The organism is Roseovarius maritimus, from assembly GCF_043355895.2.
GTDB lineage: Bacteria > Pseudomonadota > Alphaproteobacteria > Rhodobacterales > Rhodobacteraceae > Roseovarius > Roseovarius maritimus.
Window position 1 is genome coordinate 151,076 of sequence record NZ_JBHFPF020000004.1, and the last position, 20,056, is coordinate 171,131.

A 20,056-nucleotide genomic window follows, 5' to 3' on the forward strand; every position below is an offset into this window, starting at 1 on the left:
CTTTTCCTTGGGCGGTCATCGGCTCCCCAGCCTGTACCGCGCCTCTCAGCATGACAGCAGAAGGTTAAGAAAGCCTTAGTGGCTTTTCTTGGTGAAAATACCCAATTTCCGCCGGTTTAACCGGCGCGGCGGCGCTGATCACTCGCCCAGCTTGGCATGGACCTCGTCAAGGTCGATCTCGCCCGTCGGCATCTTGTTCGACGGATCGGCGAAGTCGTATTTGAATAGTTCGAAATCCTGTTTGTAGATCTCGTAGACCAGATGCATCGACAGATCGTCGAAATAATCCTCGACCGGGTGGGCGCGTTTGGGGCCGTGGCCTTCGGACTCGTTGAAGCGAGGGATCGTCTTCAGGTCAACCTTGTGAGGCGTTTCAATCGCGGCCAGCACATTCTGCATGCCTTCGTTGAACGCCTCGGTCCAGAAAATACGGTCATAGGTGCCGCCATTGACGATGAAGGTGCTGACATGACCCGACATCGCGGACCAGTGGATGTCAGGCTCCATCGGACGACGCCAGCGAATGGTGTCGCGCGCGAACAGCAGGAAACGGCGAAAGCTGGCGATCTGGTCGAATTCTTGTTTGCCATCGTCGCCGCCCACCTCGATACCGTATTTCTGCACCAGAAGCGGGACCAGCTTGCCCCGGTAGCGTTTGCCGTTGCGCTGGATGCCGCAGATCTTGTCGAAAAAGCTGCTGAGGATGCGCGTGTAGGGGTTGCGTACACAAGTAAAGGCGTAGGACTCGTGCGATTTGACATTGGCCGAAATCAGGGGCTGACTTTCATCGAGCGCCCATTTATGCATGCCGCCCTTGGCGTCGTGGATATCCCCGTCAAAGAATTCGCCGTGATCCGAATAATACATGATCTGGCCGATAGTCGAGCAGGCGCATTTCGGCACCACACGATAGACCACGCTTTCGCTGGTCGTCATCCAAGTGCCGGGAAATCCCATGATCGCCGCCCTTTGCCTAACCTCTGATGTCCCGTTCAGGACTTATTTTTCTTTATCGTGATAAAACAGGATTATTGCGGTTTCATCAACGCGAGTTCACGATTATCACTGTAAACAATCTGCGGAACAAGGGGTAGTCTGTTTCCCATATGGCGAAAATTGCCTACATACTTTTGTGCCACAAGGATCCGGCGGCCATCATCGCTCAGGCCGAGATGCTGACGGCAGCGGGCGATTGCATTTCGATCCATTTTGACGGTCGGGCGAACCCTGCGCATTTCCAGCAGATCAAGACGGCGCTGGAAGGCAATCCCAATGTCTGTTTTTCCAGGAAACGTATCAAATGCGGCTGGGGCGAGTGGAGCCTTGTCGAGGCGACGCTGCTGGCGGTCGAGGCGGCCGCGCGGGCCTTTCCGCGCGCCACGCATTTCTACATGCTGTCGGGCGATTGCGCCGCCATCAAGTCCGCGCGCTATGCACATGAATTTCTTGACGCCGAGGATGTCGATTACATCGAGAGTTTCGACTATTTCGAGAGCGACTGGATCAAGACCGGCATGAAGGAAGAGCGGCTGATCTACCGTCATTTCTTCAACGAGCGCAAACACAAGTGGCTGTTCGACACATCCTTTCATCTCCAGCAGCGGCTGGGTCTTGGCCGCGACATTCCGCGCGACATCCAGGTGCAGATCGGTAGTCAGTGGTGGTGCCTGCGGCGGCGCACGATTGAGTGGATTCTGGATTTCACGCGGCAACGGCGCGACGTAATGCGGTTCTTCCGCACCACGTGGATCCCGGATGAGACGTTCTTCCAGACCCTCGTGCGCCATATCGTGCCCGAGGCCGAGATACGAACGCGCACGCTGACATTCCTGATGTTCACCGATTACGGAATGCCGCAGACATTCTACAACGACCATTATGATCTGCTGCTTGGTCAGGATTTCCTCTTTGCGCGAAAGATCAGCCCCGAGGCGACCGAGCTGAAGGCACGGCTGGCCGCGCTTTATTCGGATGGCGAGGCCGAGTTCAAGATCTCCAACGAGGGGCGCAGCCTCTTCAAATTCCTGACCGGGCGGGGCCGGATCGGGCGCCGCTTTGCCAGCCGCTTTTGGGAGACCGAGAGCACGCTGGGCCGGCACCGTGAGCTGATGATCATCGTGTGCAAGAAATGGCACGTTGCCAAGCGCCTGCTGCAGCGCATCCGGCAGGTGACGAACGTGCCGGCGACCGAGTATCTCTTCAACGAAGAGGGCACGGACCTGCCCGATCTGGGCGGCATTCAGGCCAGTCTGGGCAAGCGCACGCGCCACCGCCGGGCGCTCATGCGGATGCTGTTCGACTATCACGACACCGACCGGATGATCGTCTGCATGGACCCCGGCAATCTTGATCTGCTCGAGGATTTCTGCGGCGACCGCTCGACAACGCGGCTTCTGGAAATTCAGTGTGTCTTTACCGATGACTATCTGATCGGCCACGCCATGCGCGTCGGCCTCGCGGGTGAGCAGACCTCGGGCGAGACGCTGGAGCGGCTCCTGCCCACGATCCGCGGCGAGACGACATTCGAGAGCGACAAGATCCGCGATGCCGAGTTTGAGCATCACTACATCATGCGCGAGATGGACAGCGACGAGGAAAATGCCATCCCGATCTCGAAATTCCTGAGCATCGGGCAAGATCAGGCGCTGAGCATCGCCCGCACCGACCATCTTTTTGCCGATTGATGCGCTTTGCGAAAACCCTGGATCACAGGCTTTCGCAAAACACTTGCATCGCTTGAACGTTGCACGCGTTTCGCCTTTAGTGGCGCCTGAAGTTTAGGGTGAAACGCTTTGAGGAGGCGACATGGCCTACGCATATGACGACCAGAACATCTTTGCCAAGATCCTGCGCGGCGAGATCCCCAATGACACGGTGCTGGAGACGGCGCATAGCCTTGCGTTCAAGGATATCTCGCCCCAGGCGCCGGTGCATGTGCTGGTGATACCCAAGGGCGCCTATGTCAGCTATGACCATTTCGCCGCCGAGGCCAGCGATGCCGAGATCGCGGATTTTACCCGTGCCATCGGCGAGGTCTGTCGGGTTTCGGACCTGCATGGCGCGGATGAGGCGGGCGGGTTTCGCGTGATCTCCAACGCGGGGCCGCATGGCTCGCAAGAGGTGCCGCATATGCATATGCACGTGCTGGGCGGGCGGCCCCTTGGCGGGCTTCTGGCCAAGCGGTGAGTGCCGCCGCCGGCTTTGCCCGAACGCCCCAGCCGCCCTATTACGCGGTGATCTTCACCAATCTGCTGTCGCAGGACGATGCGGGCTATGCCGCGATGGGCGAGGCGATGTTCGCGCTGGCGCATGAGCAGCCCGGCTGCCTTGGCGCAGAGTCGGTGCGAGGCGAAGATGGCTTCGGGATTACAGTGTCCTACTGGCGCAGCGAAGCCGACATCGCCGCGTGGAAGGCCGAGGCGCAGCATGTCGCAGCGCAGAAATTCGGGATCGCGCGCTGGTATGCGCATTATCAGCTGCGGGTCGCGCGGGTCGAGCGGGCCTATTCCGGCCCCGAGGGGCGCAGCCTAGACTAGCTCGGGGTCGTCCAGATCGGTTTGAATCCAGCGGTCGCTCAGGTGAATATCCGTCATTTCCAGAGGGCCGGGGCCGAGGTTTTCGTATTTATGCGGCACGCCTGCCGGGCCCATAAGGACATCGCCCGCCTCGGCGTCGATCTTGTCCGCACCGATCGTAAAGCGCGCGCGGCCCTTCCGGACGATGAACACCTCGTCATAGGGGTGGACGTGCCATGATGGACCGTTGCAGACCTCATCGGTCGAGAAAAAGAGCACGGTGACGCCCGTGTCCAGATCACGCCCCTCGATATGACCCTTCCAGAGGCCGCTGGCATCGCCCCAATCGGAGGCGCGGATATAATGTGGCTTGCGCGTCATGGCCTTACCGGCTCCGGGTCAGTTCCAGAAAGACGTCCTGCAGATCCGCCTGTTCGGTCCGCACGTCGCGGATGCGGATGCCGGCCTCACGCACGGCGGCCAGTACCGCCTCGGCGCTGACCTGGCCCGCGCTGTAGCTGAAGGCGAGCGCCCCGCCGTCCCGGCGCGTCACCTCGATGCCGGGCGCCTCGGGCAGGGTCTGAACCTCGCCATCGGGGACGATGACCATGCTGCGCGTGTCGAGTTGCGCCAAGAGGTTCGTGGTGCTGTCGCGCGCCACCAGATCGCCGTGGTTGATGATGGCGATCTCGTCGCACATCTGCTCGGCCTCTTCGAGATAGTGGGTCGTCAGAATGATCGTCATGCCCTCGTCATTGAGGCGGCGCACATTCTCCCACAGCATCTGGCGAAGCTCGATATCAACGCCTGCCGTCGGCTCGTCCAGCACGAGGATACGGGGGCTGTGCACCAGCGCCTTGGCCAACAGAAGGCGACGGCGCATCCCGCCCGAAAGGGTGCGTGCGTAGGCATGCGCCTTGTCCTCGAGGCCGACCAGCGCGAGAATTTCGTCGCTGCGGCGCTGCGATTTCGGCACACCGTAGAGGCCTGCCTGAACCTCAAGCGCGGCGCGGGGCGTGAAGAAGGGATCGAGGTTCAGCTCTTGCGGCATGACGCCGATGGCTGCGCGGCTTTGCCGTGGGTTCACATCCTGATCGAAGCCCCAGATCGTGACCTCGCCCGCCGTCTTGATCACGAGACCCGCGAGGATGTTGATCAGCGTCGATTTTCCCGCGCCGTTCGGCCCCAGCAGGCCAAAGACCGAGCCTGCCGGGATATCGAGGTCGATTCCCTTCAGCGCCTCTTTTTCCGGTGCACCCTTGGTCCCGCCATATGTCTTGCGCAGGCCGCGTATTTCGATCGCATTCGCTACCATGGTGCCCTTGCCCCTGCCGTACCATTCCATCATAAACACGGGGTAGTGGAAGTGCCGGCAAAAGGAAACGCCCAGATGGTGACCAAACCGCCAGAGACGCGAATCGTGGACGAGTATCGCATCGCCTGTGACGGCAGCGGGCCCGGTCTTGGGCATCCGCGCGTCTGGCTGCAGATTCCAAAGGATCGCGGCTGGGTCGAGTGTCCCTATTGCGACTGCAAGATGATCCACCGCGATTTCGAGGGTAAGGTGTAACCACCTGCCTGCCCGCTGGCTGAAAGGCCGGGATTTGGGTATTTGGACCAAGAAAAAACACCTGAGGCGCGTCACGCAGGAGGCATCGCCATGTCATTCGGAAAAGGGTGCCATCTGCATCTGATCGACGGCTCGGCTTTCATCTTTCGCGCCTATCATGCGCTGCCGCCGCTAACGCGCAAATCCGACGGGCTGCCCATCGGGGCGGTGTCCGGTTTTTGCAACATGCTGCAGCGCTATGTCGAGGGGAACAACGGCTCGGATGCGCCGACGCATGTGGCCGTGATCTTTGACAAGGGCAGTCATACCTTTCGCAACGAACTCTACTCCGACTACAAGGCCAACCGTGAGGCGATGCCCGAGGATCTGCGCCCCCAGATCCCGCTGACCCGGCGCGCGACCGAGGCGTTCAACATCGCCTGCAAGGAGGTTGAGGGCTATGAGGCCGACGATATCATCGGCACGCTGTCGGTGCAGGCGCGCGAAGCGGGCGGACGCGTGACGATCATCTCATCCGACAAGGATCTGATGCAGCTGGTCGGCGGCGGGGTCGAGATGCTGGACGCGATGAAGAACCGTCTGATCGACGTAGAGGGCGTCGAGGAGAAGTTCGGCGTCGGGCCGGACCGCGTGGTGGATGTGCAGGCGCTGGCCGGGGATTCGGTGGATAACGTGCCGGGCGCGCCGGGCATCGGGATCAAGACGGCGGCGCTTCTGATCAACGAATACGGTGATCTGGATACGCTGCTGGCCCGCGCCGAAGAGATCAAGCAGCCCAAGCGGCGCCAGACGCTGATCGACCATGCCGACCAGATCCGCCTGTCGCGCCAGTTGGTGCAGCTCGATTGCAACACGCCCCTCGATTTCGGCCTTGATGATCTGGAAGTGCGCGATCCGGACCCAGAGGTTCTGCTGGGCTTCCTGGCGGAGATGGAGTTCCGCACCCTGACCAAGCGCATCGCCGAGGCGATGGGTGCCGAGCCACCCGAGATAGACGACACGCCGCAGGATGCGCCCGAGACCGGCGCGCCCGAGATGCCCGAGATAGACCCGTCGAAATACGAGCATGTGCAGGATATGGCCGCTTTGGAGCGCTGGATCGAGCAGATCCGCGCGCAGGGTTATGTCGCCGTCGATACCGAGACGACTTCGCTGAACGAGATGCAGGCCGAGTTGGTGGGCGTGTCGCTGGCCACGCAGCCCGGGCAGGCCTGCTACATCCCGCTGGCCCATAAGGGCGAGGGGGAGGGCGATCTTTTCGGCGGTGCCGCGCTGGCCGAGGGGCAGATGGCGCTGGAGGACGCGCTGGCCGCGCTGAAGCCGGTTCTGGAGGACGCGTCGATCCTCAAGATCGGCCAGAACATGAAGTACGATGCGAAGGTTCTGGCGCGCTACGGGATCGAGGTGTCGCCCTTCGACGACACGATGCTGATCTCCTACGCGCTGCACGCTGGCCTGCACGGCCACGGCATGGACGCGCTGAGCGAGCGGTATCTGAATCACACGCCGATCCCCATCAAGTCGCTGCTCGGCACCGGGAAATCCGCCGTCACCTTTGACCGCGTGCCGGTGGACAGCGCCGTGAAATACGCCGCCGAAGATGCGGATATCACTTTGCGCCTCTGGACCGTGCTCAAGCCGCAGCTGCACCGCGCGCAAGTGACCCGCGTCTACGAGACGCTGGAGCGGCCCCTGGTTCCCGTGCTCGCCCATATGGAGCGAAACGGGATCAAGGTGGACCGCGATGTGCTGAGCCGTATGTCGGGCGCCTTCGCGCAGAAGATGGCGCAGCTGGAGGAGGAGATTCACGAGCTGGCCGGGCGCAAGTTCAACGTCGGCAGTCCCAAGCAACTGGGCGAGATTCTCTTCGACGAGATGAGCCTCGATGGTGGCAAGCGCGGCAAGACGGGCGCCTATGCTACCGGCGCCGACGTGCTGGAGGATCTGGCGACCGAGCATGAGCTGCCCGCCCGCGTGTTGGACTGGCGCCAGATCTCCAAGCTGAAATCGACCTACACGGATGCGCTGCAGGACCATATCGACCCCGAGACAGGGCGCGTGCACACGTCCTACATGCAGGCGGGGGCCAACACCGGTCGCCTCGCCTCGTCAGATCCGAACCTGCAGAACATCCCCGTGCGCAGCGAGGAGGGGCGCCGCATTCGCGAGGCTTTTGTTGCGCCCGAGGGCCGCGTTCTGGTCAGCCTCGACTACAGCCAGATCGAGCTGCGCATCCTGGCGCATGTGGCGGGGATCGACGCGCTGAAGGAGGCGTTTCGCGATGGGCAGGACATTCACGCGATGACCGCCTCCGAGATGTTCAACGTGCCGATGGATCAGATGACCCCCGAAATCCGCCGCCAGGCCAAGGCAATCAATTTCGGGGTGATCTACGGCATCTCCGGCTTCGGCCTTGCCCGCAACCTGCGCATCCCGCGCGGCGAGGCGCAGGGTTTCATCGACCGTTATTTCGAGCGTTTCCCAGGCATCCGCGCCTATATGGATGATACCGTGGAGTTCGGAAAGAAGCACGGCTTTGTTCAGACGCTATTCGGCCGCAAGATCCACACGCCCGAGATCGGCGCCAAGGGCCCGCGCGCCGGTTTCGCCAAGCGGGCGGCGATCAACGCGCCCATTCAGGGCACCGCCGCCGATGTCATCCGCCGCGCCATGATCCGCATGCCGGACGCCATCGAGGGGCTGCCCTGCAAGATGCTCTTGCAGGTGCATGACGAGCTTTTGTTCGAGGTCGAGGAGGGCGCCGTCGATGACGTGATCAAAGCTGCCCGTGACGTGATGGAGGACGCCGCCGAGCCGGTGGTCAAGCTCAGTGTGCCGCTCACGGCGGATGCCGGGCAGGGCGCCAACTGGGCCGAGGCGCATTGAAGCGGTTTCTGATCTTGCAACTGCGCCCGGAGCGGGACGCGTCCGACGCCGAGTTCGCGGCGCTCCTGGAAAAGAGCGGGCTGGAGGCGGCCCGCGCCCACCGCATCCGTCTGGATGCCGAGCCGCTGCCGGACGCGCTTGACCCCGCCGACTATGCCGGCGTCATCGTCGGCGGCGGGCCGGGTTGCGTCAGCGATGCGCCTGACGAGAAAAGCCCCGAGCATGCCCGGATCGAAAATGCCGTCATGTCCCTCATGCCGCAGATCACGGGGCGCGACATTCCCTTCCTCGGCTGTTGCTACGGGATCGGCATTCTGGGCAAGCATCTGGGCGGCCCCGTCGGCAAGGGCCGCTATGGCGAGCCCGTGGGAACCGCCGATTGCACGCTTACCGAGGCGGGCCGGGCAGATCCGCTGATGGCCGGCGTTCCGGACCGTTTCGACGCCTTCGTCGGCCACAAGGAGGCACTTGAGGACCTTCCTGATGGCTGCGTGCACCTCGCCGCGTCACCGACATGCCCCTTTCAGGTGGTGCGCCATGGCAGCCATGTTTACGCGACACAGTTCCACCCCGAAGCCGATGCGCGCGTCTTTGAAGAGCGCATAGAGATCTACAAGCATCACGGCTATTTCCCGCCTGAGACTGCCGGCGCTCTGATCGCGATGTGCCGCGCCGCCAATGTCCATGCGCCCGAGCTGATCTTGCGCAACTTCATTCGCCGCTACGGCTGAGCGGTTCCACGGGGCCGCCCCCCAGCTTCATCTTGGCAAAAATACTCAAGGGCGCGCCGCCAGCCGCTACAGCATATGACCCGATTTGCGCGCCTTGGTGGCCAAGTAGCCCCTGTTCTGCGCGGTCTCGCCCACGATCAGCGGCACACGCTCGGCCACCTCCACGCCCGAGCGGCGCATCATGTCGATCTTGGCGGGATTGTTCGTCATCAGCCGCACGGCGCCAAAACCCATCTTGCGCAGGATGCCGGCGCCGATGCGAAAATCGCGCTCGTCATCCTCGAATCCCAGTCGGTGATTGGCCTCGACCGTGTCGAATCCCTGATCCTGCAGGCTATAGGCGCGCATCTTGTTCGCAAGGCCTATACCGCGCCCCTCCTGATTGAGATAGAGCAGCACCCCGGCCCCCTCGGCGCCCATCTGCGCAAGGGCGGCGCGCAGCTGCGGGCCGCAATCGCATTTGAGACTTCCCAGCACGTCACCGGTAAAGCAGGCCGAATGCAGCCGCGCCAAAACCGGCGCGTCGCGTGGCGGATTGCCGATCTCGATCGCATAGTGCTCTTCGCTGCCATCCTCGGGGCGAAAGACATGGACGCGGCCCGCATGGCTCGCGGCCAGTGGAACACGGGCGTTGACCACGTTGCGAGGGGGGCTGGCAAGGCGCATCGCCGCCTCGGCCGCCTCGGCGGGCAGGATCGTCAGGTTGGCGCTGCGTGCCTCGGCAGCGGCATCATCGAGCGGCAGGACCAGCATGGCGGGCAGGAGCCGCGCCGTCTTGGCCAGTGACAGGGCAAGACGGTGGAGGCCGGTGTCGCCGCCGCGCATCGTCTGGAACGGTCCCTTCATGGGATGGGCCAGGTCGTCTTCGGGGCTGGCGGTGGCGTGGACCCACGCCAGATCTGCGCTGCGCGGCAAGATGATGCGGGCCAGATCGCCATCATAGGCGCGCGCCTTGAGCGTCTCGGCCCGGCGGGCGGTAACGGTCAGCGACAGGGGCGCGGCCCTCTGCTCGGCCAGCGCGCGCAGACTGGCAAAGCGGGGCGCCTCCAGTGTCTCGGCCGCAGCGACGATAGCGCCGCCCTGCCTACCCGCCAGGGCGACGGGCAGGCCCATGCCGAGGTCCGCACGGGCGCGGGCCAGCAGGTGGATGATGTCGGGTTGCAGGCTCATTGAAACGCGGCTCTCGGGATTTACCTTCATCTAATCGTTTACGCCGGGAAATGAAACTGCGCCGGAAAATGAAACAAAAGCCGGCTTTCCTACACTTGGCCGTGATCCTGATGACGCATTTCTTGCCGCGCGGGCATCGCGCGCTCATCTCAGGATCAATAAAACGCGAGGAGACCATGATGGCACAACTCAAGAAGATCCTGCTTGTCGATGATGACGAGGACCTGCGCGAGGCGCTGGGCGAACAACTGGTCATGACCGAGGATTTCGACGTGTTCGAGGCCGGGACTGGTGCCGAGGCAATGACACATGCCCGCGACTCCAACTATGACCTTATCATTCTGGATGTCGGCCTGCCTGACACCGATGGTCGCGAACTGTGCCGTCTGATGCGCAAGCAGGGCGTGAAAAGCCCGATCGTTATGCTGACCGGACATGACGGCGACGCCGACACCATCCTTGGCCTTGATGCGGGCGCGAACGACTACGTAACGAAGCCGTTCAAATTTCCCGTCCTCTTGGCCCGCATACGTGCGCAATTGCGCCAGCATGAGCAATCCGAGGATGCCGTTTTTCAGCTTGGGCCATACAGCTTCAAACCGGCGCTCAAGATGCTGGTGGACGAGGGCGGACGCAAGGTCCGTCTGACCGAGAAGGAAACCAATATACTCAAGTTTCTTTATCGCGCGACCGATGGCGTGGTGGCGCGCGATACCCTGCTTCACGAAGTTTGGGGATATAACGCGGGGGTCACGACCCACACGCTCGAGACGCATATTTACCGCTTGCGCCAGAAGATCGAACCGAACCCGTCGAACGCCCGCCTGCTGGTTACGGAAAGTGGCGGATATCGCCTGATGCCGTGACGCAAAGAAATTCAGGAACCGGGCGCCCTGACTACGTGTTAACTGTCTAGCAGCAGCCTGCGCTGCGCCTCAACCGTTCGCATATACGGATGTATCATATGCACCTCCCTGTTGGACTGACCCCGGCTTTGGCCGGGGTCTTTTTTATGCGTGGTGCGAAGATGCGTTTCGGTCACGTTACGCTCTCGCTTCCCTGCTGCTGGATGGTCGCCTGAAAATTGCCATCCATCGTTACGGCGCCGTCGCGATCCGCCGAAACAAGCTCGGTGTCATTTCCTTCACTGAGCACCGCGACGAAGCTGCCGGTGACGACCATATCGGTGCCCTCGATGCTCAGCGCGTTGACCGTGATGTCGGTATTCGCCGGAGCCGCGTTCAGAGTTCCAACGTCGCCTGCGCCGGTCAGCGTGACGGTCAGATCTTCGGCCATCGGCGATGTGCCAGCCGTATGCGCCGTGAAGTTCAGCGTCAGTGTTTCGGTGGAATCATCCGCTCCCGCTACGGCACCGGGAATGGCGACGATGCGGACATTCAGCATATCCTCCGTTTCGCTCCATGCGCTTGGATCGGGCGCATCTACGCCTACGACGTTCCAGGTGCGCTCCTTCAGGTCGAGCGTGTTTGTGACCGTGCCATCGGTCTGCTGCGCGGCCGCTGGCGCGGCGACCAGCAGGAGGGCGGCCAGGGATTATGCAAAGGGTCACATTATATCTTCGAAGTTAGGTTTCTGGACATGATCGTGAAACGGGCCGTGGCGGGGGCCAGTTCCCAAGGCTCCACCGGGCAGGCGGCTGGACGCGGGCGCGCCCTGCGCATAGGGTCCGCGCATCTCAAATGACCGGAGCGTGCCCCATGCCTTTCACCCTTGCCACCTGGAACATCAATTCGGTGCGGCTGCGGGCGCCGCTGGTCTGCAAGCTCTTGACCGAAGAGGGGCCGGACGTCCTGTGCCTTCAGGAATGCAAAAGCCCGGTCGACAAGATCCCGGCCGAGGATTTTGCCGCGTTGGGCTATACCCACATGATCGCGCGCGGGCAGAAGGGGTATAACGGCGTCGCGATCCTGTCGAAGCTGCCGATCGAGGATGTGGGCGCGCATGATTTCGCGGGCCTTGGCCATGCGCGCCATGTTGCGGGGCGGCTGGAGAATGGCGTGACCATCCACAATTTCTACGTGCCCGCCGGGGGCGATGTGGCCGACCGGGAGGTGAACGAGAAATTCGGGCAAAAGCTGGATTACCTGACAGAGATGCGCGACTGGGCCAGAGGCGAGCGCGTCGCGCGCTCGATCCTGGTGGGCGATCTGAACATCGCGCCGCGCGAGGATGATGTCTGGAGCCACAAGCAGCTTTTGAAGGTGGTCAGCCATACGCCGATCGAGGTGGAGCATCTGAACGAGGCGATGGAGGCGGGCGATTGGCGCGACGTGACACGCGCCGATATCCCCGACGGACAGCTTTATAGCTGGTGGTCCTACCGCGCCAAGGATTGGGATGCTGCCGACAAGGGGCGCCGCCTCGATCACGTCTGGGCCACCGGCGATATCGCCGCCGCGGGCCATTCCAGCCGCATCCTGCGCCCCGTGCGCGGGTGGGAGCAGCCCAGCGACCACGCGCCGGTCTTTGCCACTTTCGATCTTTGACCGTGGCGGGCTCACCCCCCGCAGCATTCGCGGAAGTGTGAAAGCCGGCCTGGGCGCGGTGCGGCGGGCCTTGCAACGCCGGGGGCGCCGGGCCATTTAAGAGGCAACGCGAAATTCAGCGAGCGAGGCGAGACGAGATGATAGAACTTGGTGGCCAGGCCCCCGCAACCGACCTGATCAAGGACGTATCCGAAGCCGATTTCATGGCGGAGGTCGTGGAGTTGTCACAGACCGTGCCGGTGATCGTCGATTTCTGGGCGCCGTGGTGCGGGCCGTGCAAGACGCTGGGCCCTGCACTGGAGGCGGCGGTGACCAAGGCCAAGGGCGCGGTGCGCATGGCCAAGGTGAATGTCGACGAGAATCAAGGTATCGCGGGTCAGTTGAGGGTACAATCCATCCCGACCGTCTATGCGTTCTGGCAGGGCCAGCCGATCGACGGTTTTCAGGGCAATGTTCCCGCCTCCGAGCTGGATGCCTTTGTCGCGCGGGTTATTGAGGCGTCGGGCGGCGCCGCCGGTGAGGACGAAGGTCTGGCTGAGGCGGTTACCGCCGCCGACGAGATGCTGGAAGCTGGAGATGCCGCCGGCGCGCTGCAGGTCTTCGCCGCCATCGCAGCCGAGGACGAAACCAATGCCGCTGCCTTTGGCGGAATGGCGCGCGCACATATCGCCGCGGGCGATCTGGACCAGGCCGAAGCGGTGCTGAACGGCGCGCCCGCCGACCTGCATGGCAAGCCCGAGATCGAGGCCGCCCATGCGCAGTTGGCCCTTGCCCGGCAGGGCGAGGATGCGGGCCCCGTGGCCGAGCTGGAGGCCGCTGTCGAGGCCGATCCGGACAACCACCAGGCGCGGTTCGATCTGGCGCAGGCGCTGGCCGCCAAGGGGCGCAGCGCCGAAGCGGTCGACCATCTGCTCGAGCTTTTTCGCCGCGACAGGGAATGGAATGACGAAGCCGCCAAGACGCAGCTCTTCACCGTGTTCGATGCGCTCAAGCCGAACGATCCGGTGGTGCTGAACGGTCGGCGCAAACTGAGCTCCCTGATCTTTGCGTGAGCATAGGCGCATGGGCATTTGGCCGCGCTTGCCGGGTTTGCCGGGCGGGCTAGATGCATGGCCATGACACGCAAGATCGACCTTCCGGACATCATTCCGATTTTTCCGCTGCCCGGCGCGCTTCTGCTGCCTCGGGCGCGGTTGCCTCTGCACCTGTTCGAGCCGCGTTACCTCGCGATGCTGGAAGATGCTCTCAAAACGCCCGAGCGTTTGATCGGCATGATCCAGCCCAACAAGGTGCCGGGCCGCGCGGGGCCGGGTTTGCAAAGCATCGGCTGTGTTGGGCGGGTCACGCAGTTCTCCGAGACCGAGGATGGCCGCTATATGCTGACGCTGGCCGGCGTGTCGCGTTTTCGTCTGTTGGAGGAGATCGAGGGGTTCACGCCCTACCGCCGCGCGCGTGTTTCCTGGACAGGGTTCGAGCGGGACCAGGGCGGCGAGGAGGCCGACCCCGCGTTCGACCGCGATGCGTTTCTGGCGTCGCTGGCGCAATTCTTTAAGGCGCAGGACCTGCAAACCGACTGGGACAGCCTCAAGGAAGCGGATGACGAACTTTTGATAAACTCTCTGTCGATGCTTCTCGGGTTCGAGCCGGAGGACAAGCAGGCGCTTTTAGAGGCGCCATCTCTGAGCACGCGGCGCGAGACCTTGCTGACGCTGATCGAATTCGCCATGCGCGGCGGAGATGACGAGGGGATGATGCAATGAGCGATGAGATCCAGGAGAGCGGGCCCGCCTTTGACCGGCGGATGCTGGAGGCCCTGATCTGTCCCCATACACATCAGCGGCTTGAATACGATGCCAAGGCGAATGAGCTGATCAGCCGGGCGGCAGGCATGGCCTTCCCGATCCGGGCGGGCATTCCGATCCTTCTTACCAGCGAGGCGCGCGCGCTGGACTAGGTCCTAGCGCGGCGCGGCAGCCCGGCGCAGGCGGTCATTGATCGCGCGGCCAAGTCCTGTCTCGGGGATGGGGGCGACAGCGATAGCCTTGGCGCCGTCCTTGTCGAGCTGATGGAGATGGTCAAAGAGGTTTGCGGCCGCCTCGATCAGATCGCCCGAGATCGCCAGATCCAGCGCGGCACCCTTCGTGCCGCCAAACCCCAGCAGCGTTTCGCCGCTTTGCGCAGTATCGGCATTCAGCCGCAACGTCGCCCTCGGTGCGTAATGCGATGTGAGTTGGCCCGGTGCGGTTATCTGGTCCCCTGCCGTGTGCAGCGCAAGAGGGCCTCCGAGGGCGGCCTCGAGCGCTTCGGCGGGCAGGCCACCGGGCCGTAGCAAAGTGGGCGTGCCGGTGAGGCCCAGAATAGTCGACTCAACGCCTACATCGCAGGCACCGCCATCCAGAATGGCCGCAATGCGCCCGCCCAGACCGGCGCGCACGTGGCCGGGCCGGGTCGGGCTGATACGTCCCGACGGATTGGCCGACGGCGCGGCAAGCGGGGCGCCACTGGCCTGCAGCAGGGCCTGTGCGGCAGGATGCGCGGGCATGCGCAGGGCCACGCTGCTCTGACCTGCTGTGACAAGGGGCGAGAGGCCCGAGCCGCCCCGCAGCGGCAGGACCAGCGTCAGCGGGCCGGGCCAGAAGGCCTGCGCAAGGCGGTCTGCCTCATCGCTCCAGACGGCGTAGCGCCGGGCCGTCTCGATATCGGGGACATGCACGATCAGCGGGTTGAAGCTGGGCCGTCCCTTGGCCTCGAAAATGCGGGCGACGGCAGTGCCATTGCGTGCGTCACCCGCAAGGCCGTAGACCGTTTCGGTCGGCATCGCGACCAGCTGGCCCTCAGCGATCAGCGCAGCGGCGGCGGCGATCCCGGCGGCGTCGGTGGCAAGCTCGCGGGTCTGCATGATGGCTGGGATCCTTGGCGCGGAGGGGATAGGAATGGCTGAACCCGTGACTACAGCGCAGCCGCCCGATTGCCAAGGAGGCCCGATGACCCGATCCGACCCCGAGACACAGGCCGAAGGCGGCATCCGCTATCCATGGGCCCAGCCGCCCGAGGAAGGAACCGCGACCGAGGTGGCGCCGGGCGTTCTGTGGATGCGCCTGCCTCTGCCGATGGCGCTGGATCACGTCAATATCTATGCGCTGGAGGACGGCGACGGCTGGACGGTCGTCGATACCGGCGTCCATTCGCGCCGCACCATTGCCCTCTGGGAGGCGCTGCTGGCCGGTCCGCTGAAGGGCCGCCCGGTACGGCGGGTGATCGTCACGCATCACCATCCCGATCATGTGGGAATGGCCGGCTGGCTGATGGAGCGGTTCGGGGCCGAACTGATCACCACGCGTACCGCGTGGCTGATGGCGCGCATGCTGATCCTCGATGCCGAAGACCGCCCGACGCAGCAGGCGCTGGCGTACTGGCGCAGCGCAGGGATGGATCCGCAGATCTACGCCGAGCGCAAGGATGCGCGGCCCTTCAATTTCGCCGATAGCTGCGCCCCCTTGCCGGTGGGCTATACGCGCCTGCAAGAGGGAGGCACCCTGCGTGCGGCGGGGCGCACCTGGGATGTGCGCATCGGCAACGGTCACGCCCCCGAGCATCTGACCCTGTGGAGCCGCGAGTGCAACCTGGTCCTTGCCGGAGATCAGATCCTGCCGTCGATCAGCCCCAACCTCGGCGTCTACCCGACCGAGCCCGAGGCCGACCCGGTAGCCGAATGGCTGGAGGCATGCGGGCGGCTGGCAGATCATGCGCGCGCGGATCACCTGGTGCTGGGCGGTCACAAGCTGCCCTTCACCGGGCTGCCCCTGCGGATGCGGCAACTGATCGAGAATCACCACGGCGCACTGACCCGACTGGAGGCGCATCTGGAGCAGCCGCGCACGGCGGCTGAATGCTTTGCCCCGCTCTTCAAGCGCCGTATCGATGCGGGCACATACGGCCTCGCGCTGGTCGAGGCGGTTGCACATCTGAACCACTTGCATAAGCTGGACCGGATCACACGCCGTCGTCGCGAGGACGGCGCATGGCTGTGGCACCGCAGGGGAGACCGCATGTGAGCGACGAGATCATGACCACCGCCGAAGCCGCCGAGGCCGACGCGTTGCCGCGGTGCCACGAGGTACACACGGACAAGGGCCATTCCAGCCCTGCCGCCGCTGCGCCCAGCAGCATGAAGTCCAAACCCGTCGAGGAGAAGAGCTCCGCCGAATGGGCGTATGAGCGGCTGATCCTCTATATCCAGAATTTCGAGAAAACGCTGGATAACGAGCATGAGGTCGCAATGGGCTTTGTCGGCGGCGATGCTGGTGTGCTCAAGATCGAGGGTATGGGATATTTCGACCCAGATATCGTGACGTTCTACGGCAGCGATGCGGCGGGCGGCAAAACCCAGCTGGTGCAGCATGTCAGCCAACTGAGCGTCATTCTGCGAGCGTTGCCCAAGCCGCGGGCGCAGGCCGAGCCGGAACGGATTGGATTTCGACTGGCTGCGGATCTTGAAAAGTCGTGAGGCGTGCCCGCGCCCCGCTTTGAGGGTGACAGCACGCTGCAAATAAAGTAATCAGCCGAAAAAATCGGCATGTATAGGACGGGACTACTGATGGCGGACCACGAGCACGGCGAGATGGATATCAAGGACCACGAAAAGACGTTCGACGCTTTTGTGAAATGGGCGACCCGTGTTGCCATTTTTGCGGTTTGCGTTCTGCTCTTCATGGCACTGGTCAACAGCTAAGCGGCAGCGGATGCAGTCTTTGGGAGTGACGCCATGCGCGCGATGATCGTGGCCTTCTGCGCCATTTTGGCCCTTGCGGGCTGTGCGGCGCCGCCGGGCGTCTGGGCCACCAAGGACGAGATCACGCGCGTTGCCTATCGCCATGACGGCCCGCCGCGCCTGACGCTGTTCACCATGCTGAACAACACTTCCGGGGCGGGCGCGCATACGTCGCTGATGATCAATGGCTCGCAGCGGATCATCTGGGACCCCGCCGGCTCGTTCAAGCACGAGACGATCCCCGAGCGCCACGACGTCATTTTTGGTGTGACGCCGGGCATCGCGGATGTCTACACGCGGTTTCACGCGCGCAAGACATTCCATGTCAAGATCCAGGAACTCGACGTGACCCCCGCGCAGGCGGAAAAGGCGATGGCGCTGGCCCAAGCCTATGGTCCGGTGCCGCAGGCGCAATGCTCGCGCAGCACGTCCAGCATCCTTGCGCAGATATTTCCGGGCCAGATCAGCCAGACTTGGTTCCCGAAAGCTTTGGCCGAGGAGTTCGGCAAGCTGCCGGGCGTGACAGAAAAAGTGCTGTACGAATATGACAGCGACGACAATTCCAAGGTTCTGGCCGCTTGGGACCCGTCGAAGGTCTGAATTTTCTTGAGACACAAGAGAATGGCGCGCAGCGGGGGTTGCGCGTCATTTTTTTCGTGCCGGTTGCCGCGTTGGTGCCTCCGGCTGGAGTATTTTTGCCAAGATGAAGGATCGGCTGACCTCTGCCGCGCCGGAGGGGCGGCAGAGGTTTCAGATCAGCCGAAGACCTTGGTCAGCGCCTTGTCGGTAGCGGTGATCAGCTCGTCGATATCGCTTTTCGTGGCGATCAGCGCGGGCGAGTAGCAGAGCGTATTGTTGAGGCCCGGCAGTGAGCGGTTGGTCATGCCGATGATGGCGCCCTGCGCCATGCAATCTGCGGTGACGGCAGCGACGGATTTCTCGTCCATAGGCTCCTTGGTCGTGCGGTCCTTGACCAGCTCGGCGCCGAGGAAGAGGCCCTTGCCGCGCACGTCGCCGATGACCTTGTGCTTGTCCTTGAGGTCGCGCAGCTGGTCGAGCATGTAGTCGCCCATCTGGATTGTGTTCTCCAGCAGGCCTTCCTCTTCGATGATGTTCATGTTCTCCAGCGCTGCCGCCGGGCCAGCCGTACAGCCGCCGAAAGTCGAGATGTCGCGGAAATAGTCCATCGGATCGGACGCATTCTCCTTGAACATGTCAAAAACACGCTCGGACGTGACGCAGCAGGCGATGGCGGCATAGCCCGAGGCGACGCCCTTGGCCATGGTCACGAAATCGGGCTCGATACCGTAATGCTGATAGCCGAACCAGGTGCCGGTGCGCCCGACGCCGCAGACGACCTCGTCGATATGCAAGAGCACGTCGTATTTGCGGCAGATCTCCTGCACGCGGGGCCAGTAGCCCTCGGGCGGGACGATGACGCCGCCGCCGGCGGTCACAGGCTCGAGGCAGATGGCGCCGACGGTGTCGGGGCCCTCGCGCAGGATGATCTCTTCGATCGCGTTGGCGGCTGCAAGGCCGTATTCCTCGCCCTCCAGATCCCATTGGGCGCGGTATTCGAGGCAATGGGGCACCTCGACGAAGCCTGGGGTGAAAGGGCCGTATTGCGCGTTGCGCTCGGGCTGGCCGCCGGCCGAGAGGCAGGCGATGGTGGTGCCGTGATAGTCGCGCTCGCGGAAGAGGATCTTGTGCTTCTTGCCGCCATAGCGCTTGTGCGCGATTTGGCGGACCATCTTGAATGCCTTCTCATTGGCCTCGGAGCCGGAATTTGTGAAATAGACGCGGGTGAGGCCCGGCATCTTTTCTATCAGCCTCTCCGAGAACATCGCGCCGGGGATCGAGCCCGCGGAGCCCGCGAAATAGTTCAGCTGGACCAGCTGGTCGCGCACGGCATTGGCGATGCGCTCGCGGCCATAGCCGACATTCACGGTCCAGACGCCGCCCGACACGCCGTCGATATGCTCCTTGCCCTTCTGGTCCCAGACGCGCATGCCCTTGCCTTCGACGATGATCCGCGGATCGGACGTCTCGTAGGGTTTGTGCTGGCTGAGGTGATGCCACACATGGGCGCGGTCGGCTGCGACGACCTTGTCGATATCGTTGTCCTGAAACTTGCCGTCCATGTCTGTCCTCCATCGAGATGCGGCCCGGCGCGTCACGGCCGGGGCAGGGCTATTGATCCATCATAGCACCTTGACCCGCGATTCGGGGATAAGTCCAGAGAGGCGTTGGCGTGCGCGCGAAATCGGCGCCGTTTCAGCCGTCTGTCAACTCGTTCGAGGGGATGAAGCCGAAGAAGACGCCCCCGGACCAAAGGCCGAACCAGCCCTCGTGATGCGCGCCGATATCCACCAACCGGTAAAAGGATTTGCGGTCGATCAGCGCCTCCAGGTTGTGGCGCACGAGGACATAGGGCGACGGCTCGCCCGTCTCCTCGTCGCGGACCACGCGAATCGGGGCGTCCGGCCCGGCGATGACGCTGTCATCCACGTTGGTGTGAAACGTGATGCGCTGGTCCTTGCCGGACCCTTCGACGTCGAAATCGACGGCGACGAAGGGCGCGTCCTCGACGGTGATACCCACTTTTTCCACGGGCGTGACAAGGAAGTAATCATCGCCATCGCGCCGCAGGATGGTCGAGAAGAGGCGCACAAGAGCGTGCCGCCCGATGGGCGTGCCGAGGTAGAACCACGTGCCGTCACGGGCGATGCGCATGTCCAGATCGCCGCAGAAGGGCGGATTCCAGTCATGCACCGGGGGCAGTTTGCGGCCCTTGGTGGCAGCCTGTGCGGCGGCGGCGATGCCGTCTGCTGACGGGGTCGTGATCGGATGGTCGCTCATTGCTTTTGCCATTTTTGTCATGCGCTATACACTCAGTGTTAGACTAT

23 protein-coding genes are annotated in these 20,056 nt (G+C 63.3%); 15 read left to right on the forward strand and 8 right to left on the reverse strand.

Translation table 11 applies throughout. The features are described 5' to 3' along the window. Positions 1-138: 138 nt before the first annotated feature. Positions 139-957 carry a sulfotransferase family protein gene (locus ACEWPM_RS10320; protein WP_393962089.1) on the reverse strand — a complete coding sequence of 273 codons (819 nt, stop codon included), beginning with the start codon at positions 955-957 and terminating at the stop codon, positions 139-141. A 149-nt stretch (positions 958-1,106) separates the two neighbouring features. Here ACEWPM_RS10320 and ACEWPM_RS10325 point away from each other — a divergent pair, with 149 nt between their 5' ends. From ACEWPM_RS10325 to ACEWPM_RS10335, 3 genes are all read left to right on the forward strand, one after another. Continuing rightward, positions 1,107-2,684: a DUF5928 domain-containing protein gene (locus ACEWPM_RS10325; RefSeq protein ID WP_393962088.1), complete on the forward strand. Its 1,578-nt coding sequence runs from the start codon at positions 1,107-1,109 to the stop codon at positions 2,682-2,684. Positions 2,685-2,805: 121 nt separating this feature from the next. Then, positions 2,806-3,186, forward strand: coding sequence for an HIT domain-containing protein (locus ACEWPM_RS10330; RefSeq protein WP_393962087.1), 381 nt, complete (start codon positions 2,806-2,808; stop codon positions 3,184-3,186). Continuing rightward, positions 3,183-3,536 (forward strand): antibiotic biosynthesis monooxygenase family protein, encoded by a 354-nt coding sequence (locus tag ACEWPM_RS10335; protein WP_393962086.1) that lies wholly within the window; start codon positions 3,183-3,185, stop codon positions 3,534-3,536. The genes ACEWPM_RS10330 and ACEWPM_RS10335 overlap by 4 nt, the downstream gene beginning before the upstream one ends. Here the strand turns inward: ACEWPM_RS10335 and ACEWPM_RS10340 are convergent. Together ACEWPM_RS10340 and ACEWPM_RS10345 are read right to left on the reverse strand one after the other, a co-directional pair. Next, complete coding sequence (locus tag ACEWPM_RS10340; protein ID WP_393962085.1) at positions 3,528-3,896, reverse strand: cupin domain-containing protein; 369 nt, start codon at positions 3,894-3,896, stop codon at positions 3,528-3,530. The genes ACEWPM_RS10335 and ACEWPM_RS10340 overlap by 9 nt on opposite strands. 4 nt (positions 3,897-3,900) lie before the next feature. Then, positions 3,901-4,830: an ABC transporter ATP-binding protein gene (locus ACEWPM_RS10345; protein WP_393962084.1), complete on the reverse strand. Its 930-nt coding sequence runs from the start codon at positions 4,828-4,830 to the stop codon at positions 3,901-3,903. A 75-nt stretch (positions 4,831-4,905) separates the two neighbouring features. Between ACEWPM_RS10345 and ACEWPM_RS10350 the strand changes: the two genes are divergently transcribed. The 3 genes from ACEWPM_RS10350 to ACEWPM_RS10360 all read left to right on the forward strand — a co-directional run bounded on the left by ACEWPM_RS10350 (position 4,906) and on the right by ACEWPM_RS10360 (position 8,702). Next, complete coding sequence (locus ACEWPM_RS10350; protein ID WP_393962083.1) at positions 4,906-5,085, forward strand: zinc-finger domain-containing protein; 180 nt, start codon at positions 4,906-4,908, stop codon at positions 5,083-5,085. A gap of 90 nt (positions 5,086-5,175) precedes the next feature. Then, the gene (gene polA / locus ACEWPM_RS10355; protein WP_393962082.1) at positions 5,176-7,971 is read left to right on the forward strand and encodes a DNA polymerase I; all 2,796 of its coding nucleotides are present in this window, start codon (positions 5,176-5,178) and stop codon (positions 7,969-7,971) included. Continuing rightward, positions 7,968-8,702: a glutamine amidotransferase gene (locus tag ACEWPM_RS10360; protein ID WP_393962081.1), complete on the forward strand. Its 735-nt coding sequence runs from the start codon at positions 7,968-7,970 to the stop codon at positions 8,700-8,702. Before polA ends, ACEWPM_RS10360 begins: the two co-directional genes overlap by 4 nt. Positions 8,703-8,768: 66 nt before the next feature. Here the strand turns inward: ACEWPM_RS10360 and ribA are convergent, their stop codons facing one another. Next, positions 8,769-9,872, reverse strand: a complete 1,104-nt coding sequence (ribA, locus tag ACEWPM_RS10365; protein ID WP_393962080.1) for a GTP cyclohydrolase II — start codon at positions 9,870-9,872, stop codon at positions 8,769-8,771. 179 nt (positions 9,873-10,051) lie between these two features. On the opposite strand from ribA, the gene ACEWPM_RS10370 reads away from it, so the two are divergent. After that, positions 10,052-10,738: a response regulator transcription factor gene (locus tag ACEWPM_RS10370; RefSeq protein ID WP_393962209.1), complete on the forward strand. Its 687-nt coding sequence runs from the start codon at positions 10,052-10,054 to the stop codon at positions 10,736-10,738. Positions 10,739-10,910: 172 nt separating this feature from the next. Here the strand turns inward: ACEWPM_RS10370 and ACEWPM_RS10375 are convergent, their stop codons facing one another. Beyond that, positions 10,911-11,276 carry a hypothetical protein gene (locus ACEWPM_RS10375; RefSeq protein WP_393962079.1) on the reverse strand — a complete coding sequence of 122 codons (366 nt, stop codon included), beginning with the start codon at positions 11,274-11,276 and terminating at the stop codon, positions 10,911-10,913. A gap of 314 nt (positions 11,277-11,590) precedes the next feature. Here ACEWPM_RS10375 and ACEWPM_RS10380 point away from each other — a divergent pair, with 314 nt between their 5' ends. The 4 genes from ACEWPM_RS10380 to ACEWPM_RS10395 all read left to right on the forward strand — a co-directional run bounded on the left by ACEWPM_RS10380 (position 11,591) and on the right by ACEWPM_RS10395 (position 14,333). Continuing rightward, positions 11,591-12,379 (forward strand): exodeoxyribonuclease III, encoded by a 789-nt coding sequence (locus ACEWPM_RS10380; protein WP_393962078.1) that lies wholly within the window; start codon positions 11,591-11,593, stop codon positions 12,377-12,379. Positions 12,380-12,516: 137 nt separating this feature from the next. After that, positions 12,517-13,431, forward strand: a complete 915-nt coding sequence (locus ACEWPM_RS10385; RefSeq protein ID WP_393962077.1) for a tetratricopeptide repeat protein — start codon at positions 12,517-12,519, stop codon at positions 13,429-13,431. Positions 13,432-13,494: 63 nt separating this feature from the next. Continuing rightward, a complete protein-coding gene (locus ACEWPM_RS10390) occupies positions 13,495-14,139 on the forward strand; it encodes an LON peptidase substrate-binding domain-containing protein (protein ID WP_393962208.1) in 645 nt (214 codons plus the stop codon). Then, positions 14,136-14,333 (forward strand): Trm112 family protein, encoded by a 198-nt coding sequence (locus ACEWPM_RS10395; RefSeq protein WP_393962076.1) that lies wholly within the window; start codon positions 14,136-14,138, stop codon positions 14,331-14,333. The genes ACEWPM_RS10390 and ACEWPM_RS10395 overlap by 4 nt, the downstream gene beginning before the upstream one ends. Positions 14,334-14,336: 3 nt before the next feature. On the opposite strand, the gene ACEWPM_RS10400 is transcribed toward ACEWPM_RS10395, so the two are convergent. After that, positions 14,337-15,278, reverse strand: coding sequence for an L-threonylcarbamoyladenylate synthase (locus tag ACEWPM_RS10400; protein WP_393962075.1), 942 nt, complete (start codon positions 15,276-15,278; stop codon positions 14,337-14,339). An 85-nt stretch (positions 15,279-15,363) separates the two neighbouring features. On the opposite strand from ACEWPM_RS10400, the gene ACEWPM_RS10405 reads away from it, so the two are divergent. From ACEWPM_RS10405 to ACEWPM_RS10420, 4 genes are all read left to right on the forward strand, one after another. Then, complete coding sequence (locus tag ACEWPM_RS10405; RefSeq protein WP_393962074.1) at positions 15,364-16,434, forward strand: MBL fold metallo-hydrolase; 1,071 nt, start codon at positions 15,364-15,366, stop codon at positions 16,432-16,434. Beyond that, positions 16,431-16,886, forward strand: coding sequence for a DUF6173 family protein (locus tag ACEWPM_RS10410; protein WP_393962073.1), 456 nt, complete (start codon positions 16,431-16,433; stop codon positions 16,884-16,886). The genes ACEWPM_RS10405 and ACEWPM_RS10410 overlap by 4 nt, the downstream gene beginning before the upstream one ends. 90 nt (positions 16,887-16,976) lie before the next feature. Further along, complete coding sequence (locus ACEWPM_RS10415) at positions 16,977-17,111, forward strand: aa3-type cytochrome c oxidase subunit IV (RefSeq protein ID WP_393929410.1); 135 nt, start codon at positions 16,977-16,979, stop codon at positions 17,109-17,111. 33 nt (positions 17,112-17,144) lie between these two features. Beyond that, positions 17,145-17,750: a hypothetical protein gene (locus tag ACEWPM_RS10420; protein WP_393962072.1), complete on the forward strand. Its 606-nt coding sequence runs from the start codon at positions 17,145-17,147 to the stop codon at positions 17,748-17,750. A 155-nt stretch (positions 17,751-17,905) separates the two neighbouring features. Here ACEWPM_RS10420 and ACEWPM_RS10425 read toward each other — a convergent pair whose 3' ends face one another. Further along, entirely contained in the window at positions 17,906-19,291 is a 1,386-nt protein-coding gene (locus tag ACEWPM_RS10425) for an aminotransferase family protein (RefSeq protein WP_393962071.1), read from the reverse strand. A gap of 133 nt (positions 19,292-19,424) precedes the next feature. Next, on the reverse strand, positions 19,425-20,009 hold the full coding sequence (locus ACEWPM_RS10430) for a DUF1285 domain-containing protein (protein ID WP_393962070.1): 585 nt from the start codon (positions 20,007-20,009) through the stop codon (positions 19,425-19,427). Positions 20,010-20,056 lie beyond the last annotated feature (47 nt).

Excerpts from the sequence above, each read along its gene's own strand:
- polA (WP_393962082.1), top strand. The coding sequence starts at position 5,176 with ATGTCATTCGGAAAAGGGTGCCATCTGCATCTGATCGACGGCTCGGCT.
- ACEWPM_RS10320 (WP_393962089.1), bottom strand. The coding sequence starts at position 957 with ATGGGATTTCCCGGCACTTGGATGACGACCAGCGAAAGCGTGGTCTAT.
- ACEWPM_RS10405 (WP_393962074.1), top strand. The coding sequence starts at position 15,364 with ATGACCCGATCCGACCCCGAGACACAGGCCGAAGGCGGCATCCGCTAT.
- ACEWPM_RS10430 (WP_393962070.1), bottom strand. The coding sequence starts at position 20,009 with ATGAGCGACCATCCGATCACGACCCCGTCAGCAGACGGCATCGCCGCC.
- ACEWPM_RS10345 (WP_393962084.1), bottom strand. The coding sequence starts at position 4,830 with ATGGTAGCGAATGCGATCGAAATACGCGGCCTGCGCAAGACATATGGC.
- ACEWPM_RS10375 (WP_393962079.1), bottom strand. The coding sequence starts at position 11,276 with ATGCTGAATGTCCGCATCGTCGCCATTCCCGGTGCCGTAGCGGGAGCG.
- ACEWPM_RS10370 (WP_393962209.1), top strand. The coding sequence starts at position 10,052 with ATGGCACAACTCAAGAAGATCCTGCTTGTCGATGATGACGAGGACCTG.
- ACEWPM_RS10385 (WP_393962077.1), top strand. The coding sequence starts at position 12,517 with ATGATAGAACTTGGTGGCCAGGCCCCCGCAACCGACCTGATCAAGGAC.
- ACEWPM_RS10425 (WP_393962071.1), bottom strand. The coding sequence starts at position 19,291 with ATGGACGGCAAGTTTCAGGACAACGATATCGACAAGGTCGTCGCAGCC.
- ACEWPM_RS10400 (WP_393962075.1), bottom strand. The coding sequence starts at position 15,278 with ATGCAGACCCGCGAGCTTGCCACCGACGCCGCCGGGATCGCCGCCGCC.
- ACEWPM_RS10340 (WP_393962085.1), bottom strand. The coding sequence starts at position 3,896 with ATGACGCGCAAGCCACATTATATCCGCGCCTCCGATTGGGGCGATGCC.
- ribA (WP_393962080.1), bottom strand. The coding sequence starts at position 9,872 with ATGAGCCTGCAACCCGACATCATCCACCTGCTGGCCCGCGCCCGTGCG.
- ACEWPM_RS10380 (WP_393962078.1), top strand. The coding sequence starts at position 11,591 with ATGCCTTTCACCCTTGCCACCTGGAACATCAATTCGGTGCGGCTGCGG.
- ACEWPM_RS10325 (WP_393962088.1), top strand. The coding sequence starts at position 1,107 with ATGGCGAAAATTGCCTACATACTTTTGTGCCACAAGGATCCGGCGGCC.
- ACEWPM_RS10350 (WP_393962083.1), top strand. The coding sequence starts at position 4,906 with ATGGTGACCAAACCGCCAGAGACGCGAATCGTGGACGAGTATCGCATC.
- ACEWPM_RS10395 (WP_393962076.1), top strand. The coding sequence starts at position 14,136 with ATGAGCGATGAGATCCAGGAGAGCGGGCCCGCCTTTGACCGGCGGATG.
- ACEWPM_RS10390 (WP_393962208.1), top strand. The coding sequence starts at position 13,495 with ATGACACGCAAGATCGACCTTCCGGACATCATTCCGATTTTTCCGCTG.
- ACEWPM_RS10330 (WP_393962087.1), top strand. The coding sequence starts at position 2,806 with ATGGCCTACGCATATGACGACCAGAACATCTTTGCCAAGATCCTGCGC.
- ACEWPM_RS10415 (WP_393929410.1), top strand. The coding sequence starts at position 16,977 with ATGGCGGACCACGAGCACGGCGAGATGGATATCAAGGACCACGAAAAG.
- ACEWPM_RS10420 (WP_393962072.1), top strand. The coding sequence starts at position 17,145 with ATGCGCGCGATGATCGTGGCCTTCTGCGCCATTTTGGCCCTTGCGGGC.